Source organism: Citrobacter sp. Cf087 (assembly GCF_030334285.1).
GTDB lineage: Bacteria > Pseudomonadota > Gammaproteobacteria > Enterobacterales > Enterobacteriaceae > Citrobacter > Citrobacter freundii.
This window is the reverse complement of sequence record NZ_JAOWED010000032.1, coordinates 180,385-201,196: the sequence shown is the minus strand read 5'-3', so window position 1 is coordinate 201,196 and position 20,812 is coordinate 180,385. Positions and strand designations below refer to the sequence as shown.

17 protein-coding genes and 1 other RNA gene are annotated in these 20,812 nt (G+C 52.4%); 15 read left to right on the top strand and 3 right to left on the bottom strand.

From position 1 onward, the window contains the following. The first annotated feature begins 42 nt into the window (after positions 1–42). From OGV57_RS22525 to OGV57_RS22485, 9 genes are all read left to right on the top strand, one after another. Positions 43–177: non-coding RNA, RtT sRNA (locus OGV57_RS22525), on the top strand. 73 nt (positions 178–250) lie between these two features. Continuing rightward, positions 251–550, top strand: coding sequence for a hypothetical protein (locus tag OGV57_RS22520; protein ID WP_127663664.1), 300 nt, complete (start codon positions 251–253; stop codon positions 548–550). 209 nt (positions 551–759) lie between these two features. Continuing rightward, the gene (locus OGV57_RS22515; RefSeq protein ID WP_127674029.1) at positions 760–996 is read left to right on the top strand and encodes a hypothetical protein; all 237 of its coding nucleotides are present in this window, start codon (positions 760–762) and stop codon (positions 994–996) included. Further along, entirely contained in the window at positions 911–2,518 is a 1,608-nt protein-coding gene (gene dppA, locus OGV57_RS22510; RefSeq protein WP_003837731.1) for a dipeptide ABC transporter periplasmic-binding protein DppA, read from the top strand. The genes OGV57_RS22515 and dppA overlap by 86 nt, the downstream gene beginning before the upstream one ends. A 166-nt stretch (positions 2,519–2,684) precedes the next feature. Then, positions 2,685–3,704 (top strand): dipeptide ABC transporter permease DppB, encoded by a 1,020-nt coding sequence (dppB, locus tag OGV57_RS22505; protein WP_003837733.1) that lies wholly within the window; start codon positions 2,685–2,687, stop codon positions 3,702–3,704. A 9-nt stretch (positions 3,705–3,713) separates the two neighbouring features. Next, positions 3,714–4,616 (top strand): dipeptide ABC transporter permease DppC, encoded by a 903-nt coding sequence (gene dppC, locus OGV57_RS22500; protein WP_003837734.1) that lies wholly within the window; start codon positions 3,714–3,716, stop codon positions 4,614–4,616. Between the two features lie 10 nt (positions 4,617–4,626). After that, positions 4,627–5,610 (top strand): dipeptide ABC transporter ATP-binding protein, encoded by a 984-nt coding sequence (dppD, locus tag OGV57_RS22495; RefSeq protein WP_003024317.1) that lies wholly within the window; start codon positions 4,627–4,629, stop codon positions 5,608–5,610. Next, on the top strand, positions 5,607–6,611 hold the full coding sequence (gene dppF / locus OGV57_RS22490) for a dipeptide ABC transporter ATP-binding subunit DppF (RefSeq protein WP_003024319.1): 1,005 nt from the start codon (positions 5,607–5,609) through the stop codon (positions 6,609–6,611). The genes dppD and dppF overlap by 4 nt, the downstream gene beginning before the upstream one ends. 176 nt (positions 6,612–6,787) lie before the next feature. After that, positions 6,788–7,990, top strand: coding sequence for a sigma-54 interaction domain-containing protein (locus tag OGV57_RS22485; RefSeq protein ID WP_054528873.1), 1,203 nt, complete (start codon positions 6,788–6,790; stop codon positions 7,988–7,990). A 35-nt stretch (positions 7,991–8,025) separates the two neighbouring features. On the opposite strand, the gene OGV57_RS22480 is transcribed toward OGV57_RS22485, so the two are convergent. Next, positions 8,026–9,324, bottom strand: a complete 1,299-nt coding sequence (locus OGV57_RS22480; RefSeq protein WP_043018665.1) for an aromatic amino acid transport family protein — start codon at positions 9,322–9,324, stop codon at positions 8,026–8,028. Between the two features lie 117 nt (positions 9,325–9,441). Next, on the bottom strand, positions 9,442–10,638 hold the full coding sequence (megL, locus tag OGV57_RS22475; RefSeq protein WP_003023295.1) for a methionine gamma-lyase: 1,197 nt from the start codon (positions 10,636–10,638) through the stop codon (positions 9,442–9,444). 428 nt (positions 10,639–11,066) lie between these two features. Here megL and OGV57_RS22470 point away from each other — a divergent pair, with 428 nt between their 5' ends. From OGV57_RS22470 to OGV57_RS22455, 4 genes are all read left to right on the top strand, one after another. Continuing rightward, positions 11,067–11,174, top strand: coding sequence for a type I toxin-antitoxin system toxin Ldr family protein (locus tag OGV57_RS22470; protein ID WP_003023297.1), 108 nt, complete (start codon positions 11,067–11,069; stop codon positions 11,172–11,174). Between the two features lie 226 nt (positions 11,175–11,400). Then, the gene (hmsP, locus tag OGV57_RS22465) at positions 11,401–13,407 is read left to right on the top strand and encodes a biofilm formation regulator HmsP (RefSeq protein ID WP_003846127.1); all 2,007 of its coding nucleotides are present in this window, start codon (positions 11,401–11,403) and stop codon (positions 13,405–13,407) included. Between the two features lie 157 nt (positions 13,408–13,564). After that, positions 13,565–14,851, top strand: a complete 1,287-nt coding sequence (gene dctA, locus OGV57_RS22460; protein ID WP_003837746.1) for a C4-dicarboxylate transporter DctC — start codon at positions 13,565–13,567, stop codon at positions 14,849–14,851. A gap of 221 nt (positions 14,852–15,072) precedes the next feature. Continuing rightward, positions 15,073–16,566, top strand: coding sequence for a M16 family metallopeptidase (locus OGV57_RS22455; protein WP_032937215.1), 1,494 nt, complete (start codon positions 15,073–15,075; stop codon positions 16,564–16,566). 100 nt (positions 16,567–16,666) lie between these two features. On the opposite strand, the gene kdgK is transcribed toward OGV57_RS22455, so the two are convergent. Then, complete coding sequence (gene kdgK, locus OGV57_RS22450) at positions 16,667–17,596, bottom strand: 2-dehydro-3-deoxygluconokinase (protein ID WP_016151138.1); 930 nt, start codon at positions 17,594–17,596, stop codon at positions 16,667–16,669. 230 nt (positions 17,597–17,826) lie between these two features. On the opposite strand from kdgK, the gene pdeH reads away from it, so the two are divergent. Continuing rightward, positions 17,827–18,594, top strand: a complete 768-nt coding sequence (gene pdeH / locus OGV57_RS22445; protein ID WP_003023308.1) for a cyclic-guanylate-specific phosphodiesterase — start codon at positions 17,827–17,829, stop codon at positions 18,592–18,594. Between the two features lie 78 nt (positions 18,595–18,672). After that, positions 18,673–20,733 (top strand): AsmA family protein, encoded by a 2,061-nt coding sequence (locus OGV57_RS22440; protein WP_054528872.1) that lies wholly within the window; start codon positions 18,673–18,675, stop codon positions 20,731–20,733. Positions 20,734–20,812 lie beyond the last annotated feature (79 nt).

Below are 20,812 nucleotides of genomic sequence, written 5' to 3'. Positions count from 1 at the left end.
ATCACCGACCAAATTTAAAACCCTGCTCAACGAGCAGGGTTTTTTGCTTTATAGCCCAGGAGGATGAGAACCTCCGGGGGGTAAGAGGTTCGACTCGAGCGTAGCGAGAGAACGTTGCGTCAGCAACGGCCCGCGGGGCGAGCCACGTAGTGGCGAGTAATCCTCTATCACCGACCAAATTTAAAACCCTGCTCAACGAGCAGGGTTTTTTGTTTTGTAGGCCTGATAAGCGAAGCGCCATCAGGCAATATTGGAGACATTGCCGGATGGCGGCGCAAGCGCCTTATGCGGCCTACAGACTCAGTTTCATCCCGGCGTGTATGGCGTTATTCCAATCCCACCTTTGACCTTCCTTTTATCTGCAAAAATTGTGCATCACTTCCCACTGACAGTTAACGATTCTGTGACATATTCCATTGCCTTTTTTTATGTTTGCTTGAAACTTTTTTTGCGCTACTTATGGCTGGCGCTGGCATTTTCCGCTGTGCGTTTTAACGTTCATGGCATTAATCGCTCAGATATGCAGCATTCATTGGGAAAATTTGAATAAATTGCATAAATGTTAATCTCCAAATGTTGCGAAGTATGAAGATGTTTATTCTGGCATAGTGCGCGTAGCACAAATTTCCCTGCTGAAAATACCCGCTTGCACTTTTTTTAATCTTTGTTTGCCAATTCTCACCGTTGGTGTAAATCGCGGTTACCTGTATTGACGTTTTCACATTCTGTTGACAGATTGTAGGGTATGAGGGGCATTTCATGGAGAATCCGCACTGCAACTCAGTCGCTTATGTGAACGGAATCCCCATCCTCTTAACGCTGACCCGGCCGGGTAAAAAACAAAAAAGGCCAGGCGGTGCAAACCCATTGCAAAGGGTAAAACAACAAACATCACATTTGGAGCAGAAGAATGAGTATTTCCTTGAAGAAGTCAGGGATGCTGAAGCTTGGTCTGAGCCTGGTGGCTATGACCGTCGCAGCAAGCGTACAGGCTAAAACTCTGGTTTATTGTTCAGAAGGATCTCCTGAAGGCTTTAACCCGCAGCTTTTCACCTCTGGTACCACCTATGATGCCAGCTCCGTGCCGATCTATAACCGCCTGGTCGAGTTCAAAACCGGCACAACTGAAGTGATCCCGGGACTTGCTGAGAAGTGGGAAATCAGCGAAGACGGTAAAACCTATACCTTCCACCTGCGTCAGGGCGTGAAGTGGCAGGACAACAAAGATTTCAAACCGACGCGCGATTTAAACGCCGATGACGTGGTGTTCTCTTTCGATCGTCAGAAAAATGCCCAGAACCCGTACCATAAAGTTTCTGGCGGCAGCTATGAATACTTCGAAGGGATGGGTCTGCCAGACCTGATCTCCGAAGTGAAAAAAGTGGATGATAAAACCGTTCAGTTCGTGCTGACTCGCCCGGAAGCACCGTTCCTGGCTGACCTGGCGATGGACTTCGCTTCTATTCTTTCCAAAGAATATGCGGACAACATGCTGAAAGCCGGTTCCCCGGAGAAAGTGGATCTGAACCCAATCGGTACCGGTCCGTTCCAGCTGCAGCAGTACCAGAAAGACTCTCGTATTCTGTATAAAGCATTCGAAGGTTACTGGGGCACTAAGCCGCAGATCGACCGTCTGGTCTTCTCCATTACGCCTGACGCTTCTGTGCGTTACGCCAAACTGCAGAAGAACGAGTGCCAGGTGATGCCGTACCCGAACCCGGCTGACATCGCACGCATGAAGCAGGATAAAAATATCAACCTGATGGAGCAGGCCGGTCTGAACGTTGGCTACCTCTCTTTCAACACCGAGAAGAAACCGTTTGATGATGTGAAAGTCCGTCAGGCGCTGACCTACGCGGTAAACAAAGAAGCGATCATCAAAGCGGTTTATCAGGGTGCTGGCGTTGCCGCGAAAAACCTGATCCCACCGACCATGTGGGGCTATAACGACGACGTTAAAGACTACACCTACGATCCTGAGAAGGCCAAAGCGCTGTTGAAGGAAGCCGGTCAGGACAAAGGCTTTACCGTTGAACTGTGGGCCATGCCGGTACAGCGTCCTTACAACCCGAACGCTCGTCGTATGGCGGAAATGGTTCAGGCTGACTGGGCGAAAATTGGCGTTCAGGCCAAGATTGTGACCTACGAGTGGGGCGAGTATCTGAAACGCGCCAAAGCGGGTGAACATCAGGCGGTGATGATGGGTTGGACCGGTGACAACGGGGATCCGGACAACTTCTTCGCCACCCTGTTTAGCTGTGCGGCAGCGAAAGACGGTTCCAACTACTCTCGCTGGTGCTACAAGCCGTTTGAAGACCTGATCCAACCGGCGCGTGCGACCGACGATCACAACAAACGTATTGAACTGTACAAGCAAGCTCAGGTTGTTATGCACGATCAGGCCCCGGCTCTGATTGTTGCTCACTCCACCGTGTATGAACCAGTGCGTAAAGAAGTAAAAGGCTATGTGGTTGATCCATTAGGCAAACACCACTTCGAAAACGTCTCTGTCGAATAATTAAAAGCAATCAAGGAAGCGCTGCGCCCCGGTATTGTGTAGGCCGGATAAGCGCAGCGCCATCCGGCGTAATGCTTTACCCACGATGCAGTTTGCGTGGGATAAGATTTGTGAGCAATGCAGACTCACGGTTCCAGGCCGTGCGTCATTAGAGAGAATCCGGGTTATGTTGCAGTTCATTCTCCGACGTTTGGGACTCGTCATCCCCACGTTTATCGGTATCACTCTTCTCACCTTTGCCTTCGTCCATATGATCCCCGGCGATCCGGTTATGATCATGGCAGGTGAACGTGGGATCTCCCCTGAGCGTCATGCTCAACTGCTGGCTGAACTCGGTCTGGATAAGCCGATGTGGCAGCAGTACCTCCACTATATTTGGGGGGTTATGCATGGCGATTTAGGTATCTCACTGAAAAGCCGCTTACCGGTGTGGGAAGAGTTCGTACCTCGATTCAAAGCCACGCTGGAACTCGGCGTCTGCGCGATGATTTTCGCCGTCGCAGTGGGTATCCCGGTGGGTGTACTTGCTGCCGTTAAGCGCGGCTCCATTTTCGATCACACCGCCGTTGGCCTGGCGCTGACCGGTTACTCCATGCCGATTTTCTGGTGGGGCATGATGCTGATCATGCTGGTTTCCGTGCAGTGGAACCTGACGCCAGTTTCTGGGCGGGTGAGCGACATGGTGTTCCTTGATGATTCCAATCCGCTGACCGGTTTTATGTTGATAGACACCGCCATCTGGGGTGAAGAGGGTAACTTTATCGATGCGTTGGCGCATATGGTCTTGCCTGCGATGGTGCTGGGTACCATTCCTCTGGCGGTCATTGTGCGTATGACACGTTCGTCGATGCTGGAAGTACTGGGCGAGGATTACATTCGTACCGCGCGCGCTAAAGGTTTGACCCGTATGCGCGTCATCATCATTCACGCTCTGCGTAACGCGATGCTGCCCGTTGTAACCGTTATCGGCCTGCAGGTTGGTACGTTGCTGGCTGGGGCAATCCTGACCGAGACTATCTTCTCGTGGCCGGGGCTGGGACGCTGGCTGATCGATGCGCTGCAACGCCGTGATTATCCGGTAGTGCAGGGCGGGGTACTGCTGGTCGCGACGATGATTATCCTCGTCAACTTGCTGGTAGACCTGCTGTATGGCGTGGTGAACCCGCGTATTCGGCATAAGAAGTAAGGGGCCATCATGTCACAGGTTACTGAAAACAAAGTTATTGCTGCACCGGTGCCGATGACGCCGCTGCAGGAGTTCTGGCACTATTTTAAACGCAACAAAGGCGCGGTTGTTGGGCTGGTGTATGTGGTGGTAATGATCCTGATTGCGGTCTTTGCCAACGTCCTTGCACCCTACAACCCGGCAGACCAGTTCCGCGATACGCTACTAGCTCCTCCTGCGTGGCAGGAAGGCGGTTCCATGGCGCATCTGTTTGGTACTGATGATGTGGGCCGCGACGTGCTGTCCCGCCTGATGTACGGTGCGCGTCTGTCGCTGTTGGTTGGCTGTCTGGTGGTTGTACTCTCCCTGCTGATGGGCGTGGTTCTTGGGCTGATCGCCGGCTACTTTGGTGGAATTGTCGATAACGTCATCATGCGTGTGGTCGATATCATGCTGGCATTGCCGAGCCTGTTACTGGCGCTGGTGCTGGTGGCGGTATTTGGCCCCTCGATAGGCAACGCTGCGCTGGCGCTGACGTTTGTGGCATTGCCGCACTATGTGCGTCTGACGCGCGCCGCTGTGTTGGTGGAAGTTAACCGCGACTACGTCACCGCATCCCGCGTGGCGGGAGCCGGCGCGATGCGCCAGATGTTCGTCAATATTCTGCCTAACTGTCTTGCGCCGCTGATTGTTCAGGCGTCGCTTGGCTTCTCTAACGCCATTCTCGATATGGCTGCCCTCGGCTTCCTGGGGATGGGCGCACAGCCGCCTACGCCGGAATGGGGCACCATGCTCTCTGACGTTCTGCAGTTTGCCCAAAGCGCCTGGTGGGTTGTGACCTTCCCGGGGCTGGCGATCCTGTTGACGGTGCTGGCATTTAACCTGATGGGTGACGGTCTGCGTGACGCGCTCGATCCCAAACTGAAGCAGTAAGAGGTTCGAGATGGCGTTATTAAATGTAGATAAATTATCGGTGCATTTCGGCGACGTAGGTTCCGAATTCCGCGCCGTAGACCGCATTAGCTACAGTGTGAATCAGGGTGAGGTGGTTGGCATTGTTGGGGAGTCTGGTTCTGGTAAGTCCGTCAGCTCGCTGGCGATTATGGGACTGATTGACTACCCTGGCCGCGTTATGGCCGAAAATCTGGAGTTTAATGGTCGCGACCTGAAGCGCATCTCTGAGAAAGAGCGTCGCCAACTGGTGGGTGCGGAAGTGGCAATGATCTTCCAGGACCCGATGACCAGTCTTAACCCCTGCTACACCGTCGGCTACCAGATTATGGAAGCCATCAAGGTGCACCAGGGCGGCAACAAAAAAACGCGTATTCAGCGGGCAATTGACCTGCTGACGCTGGTGGGGATCCCCGATCCGGCCTCGCGTCTGGATGTCTATCCGCACCAGTTGTCCGGTGGGATGAGTCAGCGCGTGATGATCGCGATGGCAATTGCCTGTCGTCCGAAGCTGCTGATTGCAGATGAACCGACAACGGCGCTGGATGTGACCATTCAGGCGCAGATCATCGAGCTACTGCTGGAATTGCAGCAAAAAGAGAACATGGCGCTGGTCTTAATCACGCACGATCTGGCGCTGGTGGCTGAAGCGGCACACAAAATCATCGTGATGTACGCTGGGCAGGTAGTGGAAACCGGGGCCGCGCAGGATATCTTCCGCGCGCCGCGTCATCCTTACACCCAGGCGCTGCTGCGCGCACTGCCGGAGTTTGCTCAGGACAAAGCGCGTCTGGCCTCACTGCCGGGCGTGGTTCCCGGTAAATATGACCGCCCGAGCGGCTGTTTGCTGAATCCACGCTGCCCCTATGCGACTGACAAATGCCGCGCTGAAGAACCTGAACTGAACCTGCTGGAAGGCGGTCGTCAGTCGAAATGCCACTACCCACTTGATGATGCCGGGAGGCCTGGGCTATGAGTACGCAAAAGGCCGCCGCGCAACAGCCGCTGTTGCAGGCAATTGACCTGAAAAAACACTACCCGGTGAAGAAGGGCATGTTCGCCCCGGAACGCCTGGTGAAAGCGCTGGATGGCGTTTCCTTTACTCTGGAGCGCGGTAAAACGCTGGCGGTGGTAGGTGAGTCGGGCTGTGGGAAATCCACCCTTGGCCGTCTGCTGACGATGATTGAAATCCCGACTGGCGGTGAGCTGTATTACCAGGGTCAGGATTTACTCAAGCATGACCCGCAGGCGCAGAAGCTGCGTCGGCAGAAAATCCAGATAGTGTTCCAGAACCCCTATGGTTCCCTGAACCCGCGTAAAAAAGTAGGGCAGATTCTGGAAGAGCCGTTGCTGATCAACTCCACGCTCAGCAAAGAGGAGCGTCGTGAAAAAGCGCTGGCGATGATGGCGAAAGTGGGGCTGAAAACCGAGCACTACGACCGCTATCCGCATATGTTCTCCGGCGGCCAGCGTCAGCGTATCGCCATTGCCCGCGGTCTGATGCTTGACCCGGATGTGGTGATTGCTGACGAACCGGTCTCGGCGCTGGACGTTTCCGTACGTGCGCAAGTGCTGAACCTGATGATGGACTTGCAACAAGAACTGGGGCTGTCATACGTCTTTATCTCGCACGACCTGTCGGTGGTAGAGCACATTGCCGATGAAGTGATGGTGATGTATTTAGGCCGCTGTGTGGAAAAAGGAACCAAGGATCAGATCTTCAATAATCCACGGCATCCGTACACTCAGGCGCTGCTCTCCGCAACGCCGCGCCTGAACCCGGACGATCGCCGCGAGCGTATCAAGCTGACCGGTGAGCTGCCAAGCCCGCTGAATCCGCCACCAGGCTGCGCATTCAACGCCCGTTGCCGTCGTCGCTTTGGTCCGTGTACTCAGCTTCAGCCACAGTTAAAAGACTATGGCGGTCAACTGGTGGCCTGTTTCGCCGTTGACCAGGACGAAAACCCACAGCAATAAACGTGGGTTATGACCCGATAACCGGAGCCTTGTGCTCCGGTTTTTTTATATTTTGTTTTTCCGTCCACAATGTGAGTCCTCTGGCAGAACATTATTCCACAGCGTCTAAAATGTAGTCAGGTTTCCTCTCGCCACAGAAATATCTATTTCGCAGTTGCTAACTATCAGGAGCAAATGTGGTCACGATACGCTGGGATATTAAAACAATTGATCGTCTGTCGATGGTTGAGGATGTCCTGAAGGAATTTTCCTGCTGCGATATCAATATCATCTCCATGAAAGTCACACCTGGACGGATCCTGATTAAATCCTGGTGCCGCCAGCTACAGGATATTTCCTGTGTGCAATCCTGTTTAAGCCAGCGCGCCGATATTATTAATGTCGCTTACCTCTGTGAGGAGATAAGCGAGCTGTCAACGCCGGAGCCGGAACGCCCGCGTTATTTCTCTGACATTATTTGCAGCAGCCAGAGCATGCACGCGCTTATCGAAAAGGCGATAAAAATTGCTGACAGCAAATATACCGTTCTGATCCGTGGCGATACGGGTACCGGCAAAGAGCTGCTGGCCCGGGCTATCCATAATTCCGGGCAGCGACGTTTTTATCCGTTTATTCCGGTCAACTGCTCTGCACTACCTGAGTCGCTTATGGAGAGTGAATTCTTTGGCTATGAGAAAGGGGCTTTTAGCGGCGCGGATTGTAAAGGCAAAAAAGGGCTGTTTGAAATGGCCGATAAAGGCACCCTTTTTCTCGATGAATTTGGTGAAATGTCGCTGGGCTTACAGGCTAAATTATTGCGCGTCCTGCAGGATGGCGGGATCCGTCGCGTTGGCGGGGCGCAAGTTATTCCGGTTAATGTACGCATTATTGTGGCAACCAACGCCAATCTGGAAGATATGGTGGAACAACGTCTGTTGCGCGCCGATCTCTATTACCGCATCAATGTACTTTCCCTGACTATTCCGCCTTTGCGGGAGCGTCCGCAGGATATCAGTCTGTTGATTCGCCACTTTGTGCAGAAATACGCAAAGGAATTCCAGCGGCGGATCATTCTGGATAAAGCTTGTTTTGATGCCTTGCACCATCACAGCTGGCCGGGAAACGTGCGCGAACTGGAAAATACCATTATTCGTCTGATGCTAATGGCGGAATCCGATGTCATTACGCCCGAAGAATTAGGGATGGTGAATTTGCCCGCCGCTGAGCAAGGCCCGACAGAACGTCCTTTTAAAGAGCAGGTTTTGTATGCGGAACGCCAGCTTATTGAACAAATGATGGAAGAGAATGTGTCGTCGCGGCATATCGCCAAAGCGCTGGGGGTATCACATACCACGGTACTGAATAAAATTCGCAGCTATCAACTGGAGAGTGTGAGCTAAGCGCCGCCAGGAGCTGACGGCGCAGTTTACGCGGGTTATTCAATCAGCTTCAGTAATGGCGACAGGCACAGCAGGATCCCGTACAGCAGGATTAGCCAGGTTTTCAGCCCGCGTAGTTTTTCCAGTTGTGTGACTTTATAGATCAGGAAAAACGGAATAATACACGACACAATCCCGTACAGCGGGCTGCCTAACTGGAAGAACACCAGTACTGATACGCGAAACGATACCCAAATCACCAGGGTGATAACAATAAAGGTACAAATACCCAGCGTAAGCACCAGAGGATTAATTTTTTCCACGTCAATAACGCGGCTCAGTACGTTAAGAATAATTCCTTTGATCGCCTCGTGGAATCCCAAATAAATACCAAAGAACGCGGTTAATACGGCGAAGATATTTAATACCGTTGAGGTGATATGAATAATCTGTCCCGGAATCACCTGTGCCGCCAGCGCCAGTGCGGAAATATTTTGTTCGAAGGCTGAAACGGCTTCTTCATGGCTAATGGAAAAGGTAAAAGAAAAAGAGAAAAACAGGATGACCGCAATCAGCGTAATGTAACTGATCCGATGCGTACGTATAGCCATACGAGTGGCCAGTACCCGGTCTGCCACCCGTTTGCGGTAGGCGATGTTCATAGGGTTCAACACCTGAATAAACACCGCGGAGAAGAAGCAGAACGGGATGGTTAGCAGCACATCGCGAAAGAACACCGAGGCTTCAGGGAAGGCGCTGATATTAGCGAAGTTCCAGTGCGGAACCATCGCAAAACCAAATACGATGATGATACCCACTTTGACCACTACCATCGGGCCGGAGATTTTGAACAGCAGTTTTTCTCCCCCGGAAGCAATGGCGACCAGCACGGCAAAAATGGCCACTTTGTAGATTATCGACTGTGAAAGATCGGCCTCGGTCAAGCCGAAGGTTTTGATATATGAGGCGCTGTCAAAAACCACGGATAAGGAATAGATAAATATGCCGTGAATAATCATCAGAAAATAGATGACGCCAAGAAATACGCCCCAGTTTTTTCCCAGATAATGACTTATAATATCCGTGTAGTCATTACAGGTTTCACTTTCTGATAATGTTTTTAAATAAATATCCTGCACAATATAAGTTGCCGGATAAGCAATAATAAAGGCGACGATAAATACCCAAATGCCGGTTAAGCCAATTTGTACCGGCATCAGTACCGTTCCGGCACCAATGGCCATGCCTATGCACAGTAATACCCAGCCAAAATCGTATTTCGTAAACGGTATTTTTTTTGAGAATGGTACGGCGGTTGCTGTATTGTTGCTTAATTGTAATGTGTTGTCCTGCATAGAACCCCCTGCCCAAAATACACGTTCTCCCCGAAAGAGGATTGCGCGTATTGCCAGACTGTTGTGCCTTGATTCTCAACAACCTGAACCGAACGGCGTCGGTTCAGGCCATATTGGTCAGAATGTTGCCTTTCTGATGGCGTGTTCAAGGTCGTTAATAATATCTTCTGGATCTTCAAGACCCACAGAAAGACGGATAAGCCCGTCGGTAATACCTGCTTTAAGCCGTTCCTCTGGCGCAACGGGCGAATGTGTCATAGACGCTGGGTGCTGAATGAGGGTTTCGGTATCACCGAGACTGACCGCGAGGAGGCATAATTCTACAGAATTGATCATCCGTCTGCCAGCCTCGAGGCCGCCGGCGATTTCGAAGCTGATAATTCCACCTGGCAGGCTCATTTGTCGCTGGCCCAGCTCATACTGCGGATGCGATGACAGGCCTGGATAATACACCCGAGTAATGGACGGATGCCCTTCGAGGAAGCGGGCGATTTTCAGCGCATTTTCACAGTGACGCTCCATACGAATGCCCAGCGTTTTAACGCCGCGCAGCGTCAACCACGCATTGAAAGGACTCATGCAGCCGCCGGTGATATCTTTCAGGCCAACAAACCGCGCCTGGTCGATAAACTCCTGCTTACCAACAATGATGCCGCCAATCACATCCCCGTGACCGTTGATATATTTGGTGACGCTGTGCACCACAATATCCGCGCCCAGTTGCAAAGGCTGCTGACAGTACGGCGACATAAAGGTGTTATCCACCACCAGCAATGCGCCTTGCTGATGGGCGATACCGGCTACCGTTTCAATGTCGACCAGCGACAGCGTCGGGTTAGCGGGCGTTTCGATATATACAACTTTGGTTTCCGGGCGCATGGCGGCGCGGATTTCTTCAGGCTTTGCCGCGTCGACAAAGCTGACGTTAATCCCAAACTTCGGCATGCTGTGCGACAAAAACGCGTGGGTACAACCGTAAATCGCGCTGGCGGAAACGATATGGTCACCCTGCTGACAAAGCGTCAACAGCGTTGTGGTGATAGCAGAAATACCGGACGCGGTTGCCAGCCCGGCTTCACCTCGTTCCAGTACCGCCAGCTTTTTCTCCAGCGCATCGGTGGTGGGGTTACCCAAACGGGTGTAAATGTACCCGGACTCTTCGAGCGCAAAGCGGGCGGCACCTTGTTCGGCGCTGTCAAAAACAAACGTTGAAGTCTGGAAAATAGGCGTACTGAGCGCGCCAGTTGAAGGGTCGGGTTGTTGCCCCGCGTGAACGATCTGGGTGTTGAATCCGTAAGTACGACAGTCAGACATGATATCTCCTTTGATTCGGAACAGAACAGCTCACAGTCATATAGCAATCGCTGTGCCAGAAAATAAACTAATAGATATCAATGTTTTAGTGGTTTTATCGTGCGGGTAGCCGTCAGGAAAGTTGCCAGTTGGCAAGAAACTTTCCAGCGCTTGGCGGATTTATTAAGCCGTAATTGCGAGGCTTTACGCAGACTGGATCACTCCGGGGTGATGAGACGGAAGTGTTACCGTAGAATCAGCGGCAAGCCGGGTTTACCCGGTGAGGCGCGATGTTGCGGGGGCTTGATCCCCGGCGGCATAGGTTGCTGGAAAGAGAAAACCCCCGCACGTTGTTCGGTATAAACCTGGCAACAAAACGGGGGCTAACCTTGATCCTCAACAGTTCAAGAATAGCCGCGAACAGTTGCCATTGCAACACAGGCGGCTATATGACGCTCGCACAGTTAGGCGTGGCTTTCTGGCACGATTTAGCGGCTCCAATTATCGCTGGCATTATTGCCAGCTTGATTGTGAACTGGCTGCGTAACAGGAAGTAATGCACTTTGCGGGCGTCTGCCTGCCGTAATGGCAACATGCGCCCGAACCAGGCCGCAGGGGGTAACCTTGCGGCCTTTTTCGGCTTAAATGCAGATAAATCTCGTCGTCAGGTGCCTATCCTGTCGCGATAATGCACGCTGGGAAGTTTTCAGATACCGCCTCTCTTAATACCGCTACGATCGGGTATACTCTGACGGCAGTTTCGTCTATCCGTGGAGAGTCAGTTTGCGTGTCAGTCGCTCGTTAACAATTAAGCAGATGGCAATGGTTGCGGCCGTTGTTATGGTGTTCGTTTTTATTTTTTGCACCGTTTTGTTGTTCCATCTGGTCCAGCAAAACCGCTATAACACGGCTACGCAACTGGAAAGTATCGCTCGCTCCGTTCGTGAACCTCTGTCGAACACTATCCTGAAAGGGGATATTCCCGAAGCGGAAGCTATTTTAAGAAGTATTCGGCCAGCAGGCGTGGTAAGTCGCGCCGATGTGGTGCTACCTAATCAGTTTCAGGCGCTGCGGATGAGCTTTATACCTGAACGTCCGGTTCCGGTTACGGTGACTCGCCTGTTTGAGCTTCCGGTACAAATTTCGCTGCCTATCTATTCTCTTGAACGTTCCGCTAACCCACAACCGCTGGCGTATCTGGTGCTGCAGGCGGATTCGTACCGCATGTACAAATTCGTGATGAGTACGCTCTCGACGTTAGTGACCATTTACTTACTTTTGTCGCTAATACTGACCGTCGCTATCTCCTGGTGCATTAACCGCTTGATTGTGCACCCCTTACGTAAAATTGCCCGTGAGCTGAACGACATTCAACAGCAGGACCTGATTGGTTATCAACTGGCATTGCCGCGTCTACATCAGGATGATGAGATTGGTATGCTGGTGCGTAGCTACAATCTTAATCAGCAGTTGATTCAGCGACATAGCGAAGATCAAAGCGACTTAGCAATGCGTTTCCCGGTTTCCGAACTGCCCAATAAGTCGTTTTTAATGGGGCTGCTGGAGCAGGTTGTTACCCGCCAACAGACGACGGCGCTGATGATTGTCACCTGCGAAACCCTACGTGACACCGCGGGTGTGTTAACCGAAACCCAGCGAGAAATCCTGTTACTTACGCTGGTCGAAAAACTGAAGTCTGTATTGTCTCCCCGGATGGTGCTTACCCAGGTGAGTGGCTACGACTTTGCCATTATCGCCCATGGTGTAAAAGAACCCTGGCACGCTATTACGCTAGGTCAGCAAGTACTCACTATCGTTAATGAGCGGTTACCGATTCAGGGCATTCAACTACGTCCTACCTGCAACATTGGGGTGGCGATGTTTTATGGTGATTTAACCGCAGAGCAGCTCTACCGCCGCGCCCTGTCAGCTGTGTTAACGTCGCGTCATAAAGGTAAAAACCAAATTCAGTTCTTTGATCCGTTGCAGATGGAAGAGGCGCAGCAGCGTTTAACCCAAGAGAACGATATTTTAACCGCCATGGATAACCAGCAATTTGCGCTCTGGATGCAGCCCCAGGTTGAGATGTCCAGCGGCAAGGTATTGAGCGCAGAAGCATTGTTGCGGATGCAGCAGCCGGACGGTAGCTGGGAGCTGCCGGAAGGGTTAATCGACAGAATTGAGTCTTGTGGTCTGATGGTGACCGTCGGTTATTGGGTGCTGGAAGAAACATGCCGCCAGCTGTCAGCCTGGCAAGAACGCGGTCTCATGCTGCCGCTCTCGGTGAATTTATCCGCTCTCCAGTTGATGCACCCAAGTATGGTGTCTGATCTGCTGGAGTTGTTAACGCGCTATCGCATTAAGCCTGGCACATTGATTCTGGAAGTGACTGAAAGCCGGCATATTGACGATCCCCACGCCGCAGTGGCCATTTTGCGACCGCTGCGCAACGCGGGCGTGCGCATCGCCCTGGACGACTTTGGCATGGGGTATGCGGGTCTGCGACAGCTACAGCATATGAAGTCGCTGCCGGTGGATGTACTCAAAATCGATAAGATGTTTGTCGATGGCGTGCCCGAAGATTGCAGCATGATCTCCGCCATCATTCAACTGGCACATAGCCTCAACTTGCAGATGATCGCCGAAGGCGTTGAAACCGAAGCGCAACGCGAATGGTTATCAAAAGCCGGGGTGGAAGTGGCGCAAGGATTCCTGTTTGCTCGACCCGTTCCGGCAAATATCTTTGAAGAACGTTATCTGGCACCGGAAAGCGCTGATTACAAAAGTTAAAAAAGGTCTCGCTTGTGCGAGCCAGCTCAAAATTTTTAACATTTTTGTATCAATTATGATCCAGGTGCATTTCTGTCATGTTGAGTGGGTGTTACTTTAAGGCCGCAGGTTAAACAAAACCTTACAAGACCTGTGGTTTTTACTTTAAGGACACCCTATGAAGACCTCTATATTCAAAAGCCTTTACTTTCAGGTCCTGACAGCAATTGCCATTGGTATTCTCCTTGGCCATTACTACCCTGAATTAGGCGCCCAAATGAAGCCGCTTGGTGATGCTTTCGTTAAGCTCATCAAGATGGTCATCGCACCTGTCATCTTCTGTACTGTCGTGACCGGCATTGCAGGCATGGAAAGTATGAAAGCAGTAGGCCGCACCGGTGCGGTTGCACTGCTCTATTTTGAAATTGTCAGTACGATTGCGCTGATCATCGGCCTTATCATCGTCAACGTGGTGCAACCCGGTGCCGGAATGAACGTCGATCCGGCGACGCTGGACGCTAAAGCGGTTGCCATTTACGCTGAACAGGCAAAAGACCAGGGGATCGTAGGCTTCCTGATGGATATTATCCCGGGTAGCGTCATTGGCGCGTTCGCCAGTGGTAACATCCTGCAGGTATTACTGTTTGCGGTAATGTTTGGTTTTGCGCTGCACCGTCTGGGCAGCAAAGGCCAGATGATTTTCAACGTGATTGAAAGCTTCTCGCAGGTTATTTTCGGTATCATCAATATGATCATGCGTCTGGCGCCGATCGGTGCTTTCGGTGCCATGGCCTTTACCATCGGTAAATATGGCGTCGGAACGCTGGTGCAACTGGGTCAGCTGATAATCTGCTTCTACATCACCTGTATTCTGTTTGTGGTTGTGGTTCTGGGCTCCATTGCTCGCGCAACCGGCTTCAGCATTTTCAAATTCATCCGCTATATCCGTGAAGAACTGCTGATCGTACTGGGTACGTCTTCTTCTGAATCCGCGCTGCCGCGTATGCTAGATAAGATGGAAAAACTGGGCTGCCGGAAGTCGGTTGTCGGGTTGGTTATACCCACGGGCTACTCGTTTAACCTTGATGGGACATCAATCTATCTGACGATGGCGGCGGTGTTTATCGCTCAGGCAACCAACAGCCATATGGATATCTTCCATCAGATAACCCTGTTGGTGGTGCTCCTGCTCTCCTCAAAAGGTGCAGCGGGTGTGACCGGGAGTGGCTTCATTGTTCTGGCCGCGACGATCTCTGCTGTGGGCCATTTGCCGGTTGCGGGTCTGGCACTGATTCTTGGTATTGACCGCTTTATGTCTGAAGCACGTGCGCTGACTAACCTGGTCGGCAACGGTGTGGCAACTGTCGTCGTCGCTAAATGGGTCAAAGAACTGGACCACAAAAAGTTGGACGATGTGCTGAATAATCGTGCGCCGGATGGCAAAACGCACGATTTATCCTCTTAATCTCGTCACTTATGCCCGTAGTCCCTTCCAGGACTGCGGGCGTTTGCGCATAATTACCCCCTGTGCCTGAAACCGTCGATTCGGCGGCTCGGGATTTTTTCACTTCTTCCGTGACATTTTTATGTTCTCGCGGTCTAACACGAAGTGTTTTTAACGTCATATTCAGAGAGTCCTTTCGAGGGCTGTCTTTTTATTTCCAGGATAGTTGATCAGGGGTTCACATGCAGGGCACAAAAATTCGACTTTTAGCGGGCGGCTTGCTGATGATGGCCACTGCCAGCTATGTGCAGGCAGATGCGCTCCAGCCTGACCCGGCGTGGCAACAGGGCACGCTGGCAAATGGTCTACAGTGGCAAGTGTTAGCCACTCCCCAGCGCCCCAGCGACCGTATTGAGGTCCGCCTGCTGGTTAATACCGGTTCACTCACCGAAAATACGCAACAGAGTGGTTTCAGCCATGCGATCCCACGTATCGCGCTGACGCAAAGCGGTGGCCTCGATGCCACGCAAGCCCGTTCATTGTGGCAGCAGGGGTTCGATCCCAAACGTCCCATGCCGCCGGTTATCGTTTCCTATGATTCCACGTTGTACAACCTCAGTCTGCCAAACAGCCGTAACGATCTACTGAAAGAGTCACTTTCTTACCTGGCGAATATCTCCGGCAATCTGAGCATCACCTCTGAAACGGTCAATCATGCGCTGAGCAGCGAAGATATGGTTGCAACCTGGCCGTCAGATACCAAAGAAGGGTGGTGGCGTTACCGTCTGAAGGGATCGACTCTGCTGGGACACGATCCCGCCGATCCGCTGAAAACGCCTGTAGATGCGGCGAAAATTCAGTCTTTCTACCAGAAATGGTATACCCCGGACGCGATGACGCTGATCATCGTCGGTAACGTTGATGCACGCAGCGTAGCTGAGCAAATCAATAAAACCTTTGGCGAGTTAAAAGGAAAACGCGAAACGCCTGCACCGGTACCTACGCTCTCTCCGCTGCGAGCAGAAGCCGTAAGCATTATGACCGATGCGGTACGCCAGGATCGCCTGTCTATTATGTGGGATACGCCGTGGCAACCGATCCGTGAATCTGCCGCGTTGTTACGATACTGGCGCGCTGATTTAGCTCGTGAGGCGCTGTTCTGGCACATTCAGCAAGAGCTAACCAAAAACAATGCCAAAGACATTGGCCTCGGATTTGACTGCCGGGTGCTGTTCCTGCGCGCGCAGTGTGCGATTAACGTTGAGTCGCCAAACGATAAGCTGAACGCCAATCTGGGTACGGTTGCGCGTGAGCTGGCGAAAGTGCGTGATAAGGGACTTCCGGAAGAAGAGTTCAATGCGCTGGTCGCGCAAAAGAATCTGGAACTGCAGAAGCTGTTTGCCACCTATGGTCGTACCGATACCGATATTTTGATCAGCCAGCGTTTGCGCTCGCTGCAAAATCAGGTGGTGGATATTGCGCCTGAACAGTATCAGCGTTTACGCCAGAGCTTCCTCAACAGCCTGAGTGTTGAGATGCTGAATCAGGACCTGCGACAGCAGCTGTCGCAAGATATGGCGTTAATTCTGCTGCAACCGAAGGGTGAACCTGAATTCAATATGAAGGATCTGCAGGCGACGTGGGATAGCATTATGGCGCCCGTTACCGCAGCGGCAACATCTGTTGAAACGGATGAATCACACCCTGAAGTGACGGATATCCCGCCGGTACAATAACCTGTAGGCCGGATAAGACGATTACGCCGCCATCCGGCATTGGAGATGCCGGGGGCGCTTCGCTTGCCCGGCCTACGGTATGCAGACCGGATAATCGACGTTATTGCGGCATAGCGTCGCGTGGGATAATCGCCCCGCGGTGCTGAATCACGGTGCTTGCCGTCAGGTGGCCGCGTTTTGCGGCCTCAGCAGCATCGCCACCGGTCAGACGTACCGCCAGATATCCGGCGCTGAAGGAGTCTCCGGCCGCAGTGGTATCGATCACCTTCTCTTTCGGCAATTTAACGGCCGGAACGTCGATGAGCGCTTCGCCCGCGATGGAAACCAGGCAAGAGTCTGCGCCACGCTTCACAACCACTTCCTGTACACCAGCTGCGTGAGTACGGGCAATCACCTCAGCAACGGGTTTTTCACCCCACAGCGCGTCTTCATCGTCCAGCGTCAGGAATGCGATATTGGTGCATTCCAGCATCTGCTGATACACCTGCTGGGTTTCTTCTTTGCTGCTCCACAGACGTGGGCGGTAGTTATTATCAAAAATGACCTTTCCACCGTTGGCACGGCATTCACGCAGCAACGACAGCAGCTTGTCACGACTTGCCGGGCTTAAAATCGCCAGGCTGATTCCGCTCAGATACAAGTAATCAAATGTCGCCAGCTCTTCGCAAATCGCGGCAGACTGCTCGCTCTCCAGCCAGAATTTTGCGGCGGCTTCATTACGCCAGTAATAGAAGGTGCGCTCGCCAGTGCTGTCGGTCTCAATGTAGTAGAGACCCGGCAGGCGGTTTTCCATGCGCTGGGTTAATGAGGTATCCACGTTTTCACCCTGCCAGGACTCCAGCATTTGTTGGCTAAAACTGTCGGTACCCAGTGCAGTCACATAGTGTACGGAAAGTGCCGTAGCATCGACCTGACGGGCGATATAAACGGATGTATTCAACGTGTCGCCACCGAATCCGCGCTGAACGTCAGCGCCTTTCTGTGACAGCTCAATCATGCATTCGCCAATCACGGCAATCTTTCTGGACATAGTCGTAACCTGCTCTGAAAAAAATTAGCGTTAGTGTGCGCTGTGGGTGTTAAGTGGTCAACTATATTAAAACAACGTTCCATTATTTTTTTGAGCCAGCACGTGTTCTGCGTTGTTTTTGCCGCTTAGTTTTTATTTTTGCGCACAGCTGAACGTAAAGTTCTGCGTCTGAGCGCCGATAACCTTTGACGAGTCCGGTCAGTCACACTCTTATTTACAGGACATCTCAGATGATAAAGCAGGTTACCCAGCAGCTCATTACGCTCGATGCGAGTATTGAAAACTTGCAGGAGAGACGCTATTGGCTGCAGTGCGAGCGTGCTTACACCTACCAGCCAATTTACCAGACCAACGGACGACTGATGGCCGTTGAACTGCTGACTGTCGTGAGCCATCCTGATAATCCATCCCAACGTATTGCGCCAGACCGCTATTTTGCCGAAGTAACCGTCCGACATCGTGTTGATGTGGTGATAGAGCAACTTCTTCAACTTGAGCTGAAAGGGGACTTTTTCAGAGCCAACAACCTGCTGGCTTCCGTGAACGTCGACGGACCAACGCTCATAGCGATGCGCCAGGATCCCGAAATCCTGAAAATCATTGAAGGCCTGCCGTGGCTGCGTTTTGAGCTAGTGGAACATATCCGCTTACCGAAGGGGTCGTCCTTCGCCTCAATGTGCGAGTTTGGCCCGCTCTGGCTGGATGATTTTGGTACCGGAATGGCGAACTTCTCGGCGCTTAGTGAAGTGAATTATGACTATATCAAAGTGGCGCGAGACCTGTTCGTCATGCTGCGCAAGACGCCGGAGGGACGTAATCTCTTCACACTACTATTACAGCTGATGAACCGCTATTGCCGCGGCGTGATTGTCGAAGGCGTTGAAACGCTGGAAGAGTGGCGCGATGTGCAAAACTCACCGGCTTTTGCCGCACAAGGCTATTTTCTCTCTCGTCCAGTGCCTCTGGACACGCTTGAAGAGGTGATCCTGTCGCTTTGATGAGGACGTAGCACACCTCCTTTTCATCCTGCTGGACTATCTTTAGGACAGGCAAGGAAGGAAGTAGAGAGGTTAGACATGACGAAAACAGGTAAAATAACCACTTCAGTAATAGGGGTTTTCTTGTTGTTGATCGTCGTACTCATCATTGTGATTGCGACATTTGACTGGAACCGGCTCAAACCGACCATCAACCAGAAAGTCTCTACAGAACTCAACCGGCCCTTTGCTATACGGGGTGACCTGGGCGTGGTTTGGGAACGCCAGAAGCAGGAAACCGGCTGGCGTAGCTGGGTTCCGTGGCCGCATGTTCATGCTGAAGATATCATCCTCGGCAACCCGCCAGACATTCCTGACGTTACCATGGTGCATCTCCCGCGTGTTGAAGCTACGCTCGCCCCACTGGCACTGCTGACAAAAAACGTCTGGCTCCCGTGGGTCAAGCTGGTCAAACCCGATGCGCGGCTGATCCGCCTGTCGGAGAAAAACAATAACTGGACCTTTAACTTAGCTGGGGACGAAAACCGCGATTCTAATGCGCCGCCATCCGCGTGGTCGTTCCGGCTGGATAACATTCTGTTTGACCAGGGACGCATCGCCATTAACGATAAGGTGACGAAGTCGGAGATTGAGATCCTGGTCGATCCGCTGGGCAAACCGTTGCCCTTTAGCGAAGTGACCGGCGCAAAAGGTAAAGAGAGCAACGCCCGCGTCGAGGACTACGTGTTTGGTCTGAAAGTGCAAGGGCGATATAACGGCGAACCGCTAAGCGGTAGCGGAAAAATTGGCGGAATGCTGGCGCTGCGTGGTGAAGATACGCCTTTCCCGATTCAGGCTGATTTCCGTTCGGGCAATACGCGCGTAGCGTTTATCGGCACGATAAACGATCCGATGAACATGGGTGGGGCGGATCTACGACTTAAATTCTCGGGAGATTCGCTAGGGGATTTATACGATTTGACCGGCGTGCTGCTCCCGGATACGCCGCCGTTTGAAACCGACGGACGTCTGGTAGCGACAATTGACCCGGAAAAATCCTCTGTTTTTGATTATCGCGATTTCAATGGTCGCATTGGCGACAGCGATATTCACGGAACGCTGGCCTACACCACCGGCAAGCCGCGACCCATGCTGAAGGGCGATGTGGAATCACGCCAGCTGAGGCTGGCCGATTTGGGGCCGCTGATCGGGGTGGATTCAGGCAAAGGCGCGGAACGGGCAAAACAATCTGAACAGCGCAAAGGTGAGAAGAGCGTTCAGCCTGCGGACAAGGTGTTGCCGTATGACCGTTTTGAAACTGACAAATGGAACGTAATGGACGCTGACGTGCGTTTCAAAGGACGGCGTATTGAGCATGGCAGTAGTCTGCCGATCAGCGATCTCTCCACTCATATCATCCTGAAAAATGCCGACCTGCGTCTGCAACCGCTGAAATTTGGTCTTGCGGGAGGCAGCATTGTTTCCAGCATCCATCTGGAAGGGGATAAAAAGCCGATGCGGGGGCAGGCGGATATCCAGGCTCGCCGCCTGAAGCTTAAAGCGCTGATGCCGGATGTGGAACTGATGCAAAAAACGCTTGGTGAAATGAACGGTGACGCCAGGTTTAGTGGGAGCGGAAACTCGGTGGCGGCGCTGTTGGGTAACAGCAATGGCAACCTGAAACTGCTGATGAATGACGGTTTGATCAGCCGGAATCTGATGGAAATTGTGGGCTTGAATCTGGGGAACTATCTTGTCGGGCAGATATTTGGCGATGACGAAGTGCGGGTGAACTGCGCGGCGGCGAATCTGGATATTGTTAACGGCGTGGCGCGTCCGCAGATTTTTGCTTTTGATACGGAAAACGCAGTCATTAATGTCACCGGTACGGCAAGCTTTGCGTCGGAGCAACTGGATTTAACCATCGATCCGGAGAGCAAAGGGATTCGTATTATTACTCTGCGTTCGCCGTTGTATGTTCGCGGTACCTTTAAGAATCCGCAGGCAGGCGTGAAGGCCGGACCGCTAATTGCGCGCGGTGCGGTTGCTGCTGCGCTGGCAACGCTGGTGACGCCAGCGGCAGCCCTGCTGGCGCTGATTTCACCTTCTGAAGGGGATGCTAATCAGTGCCGGACAATCCTGTCGCAGATGAAGAAGTGATGAGAGCGCCGGATGAGGTGTAAACACCTTATCCGGCCTACGGGGGATTGCAGTCTGTAGGCCTGATAAGCATAGCGCC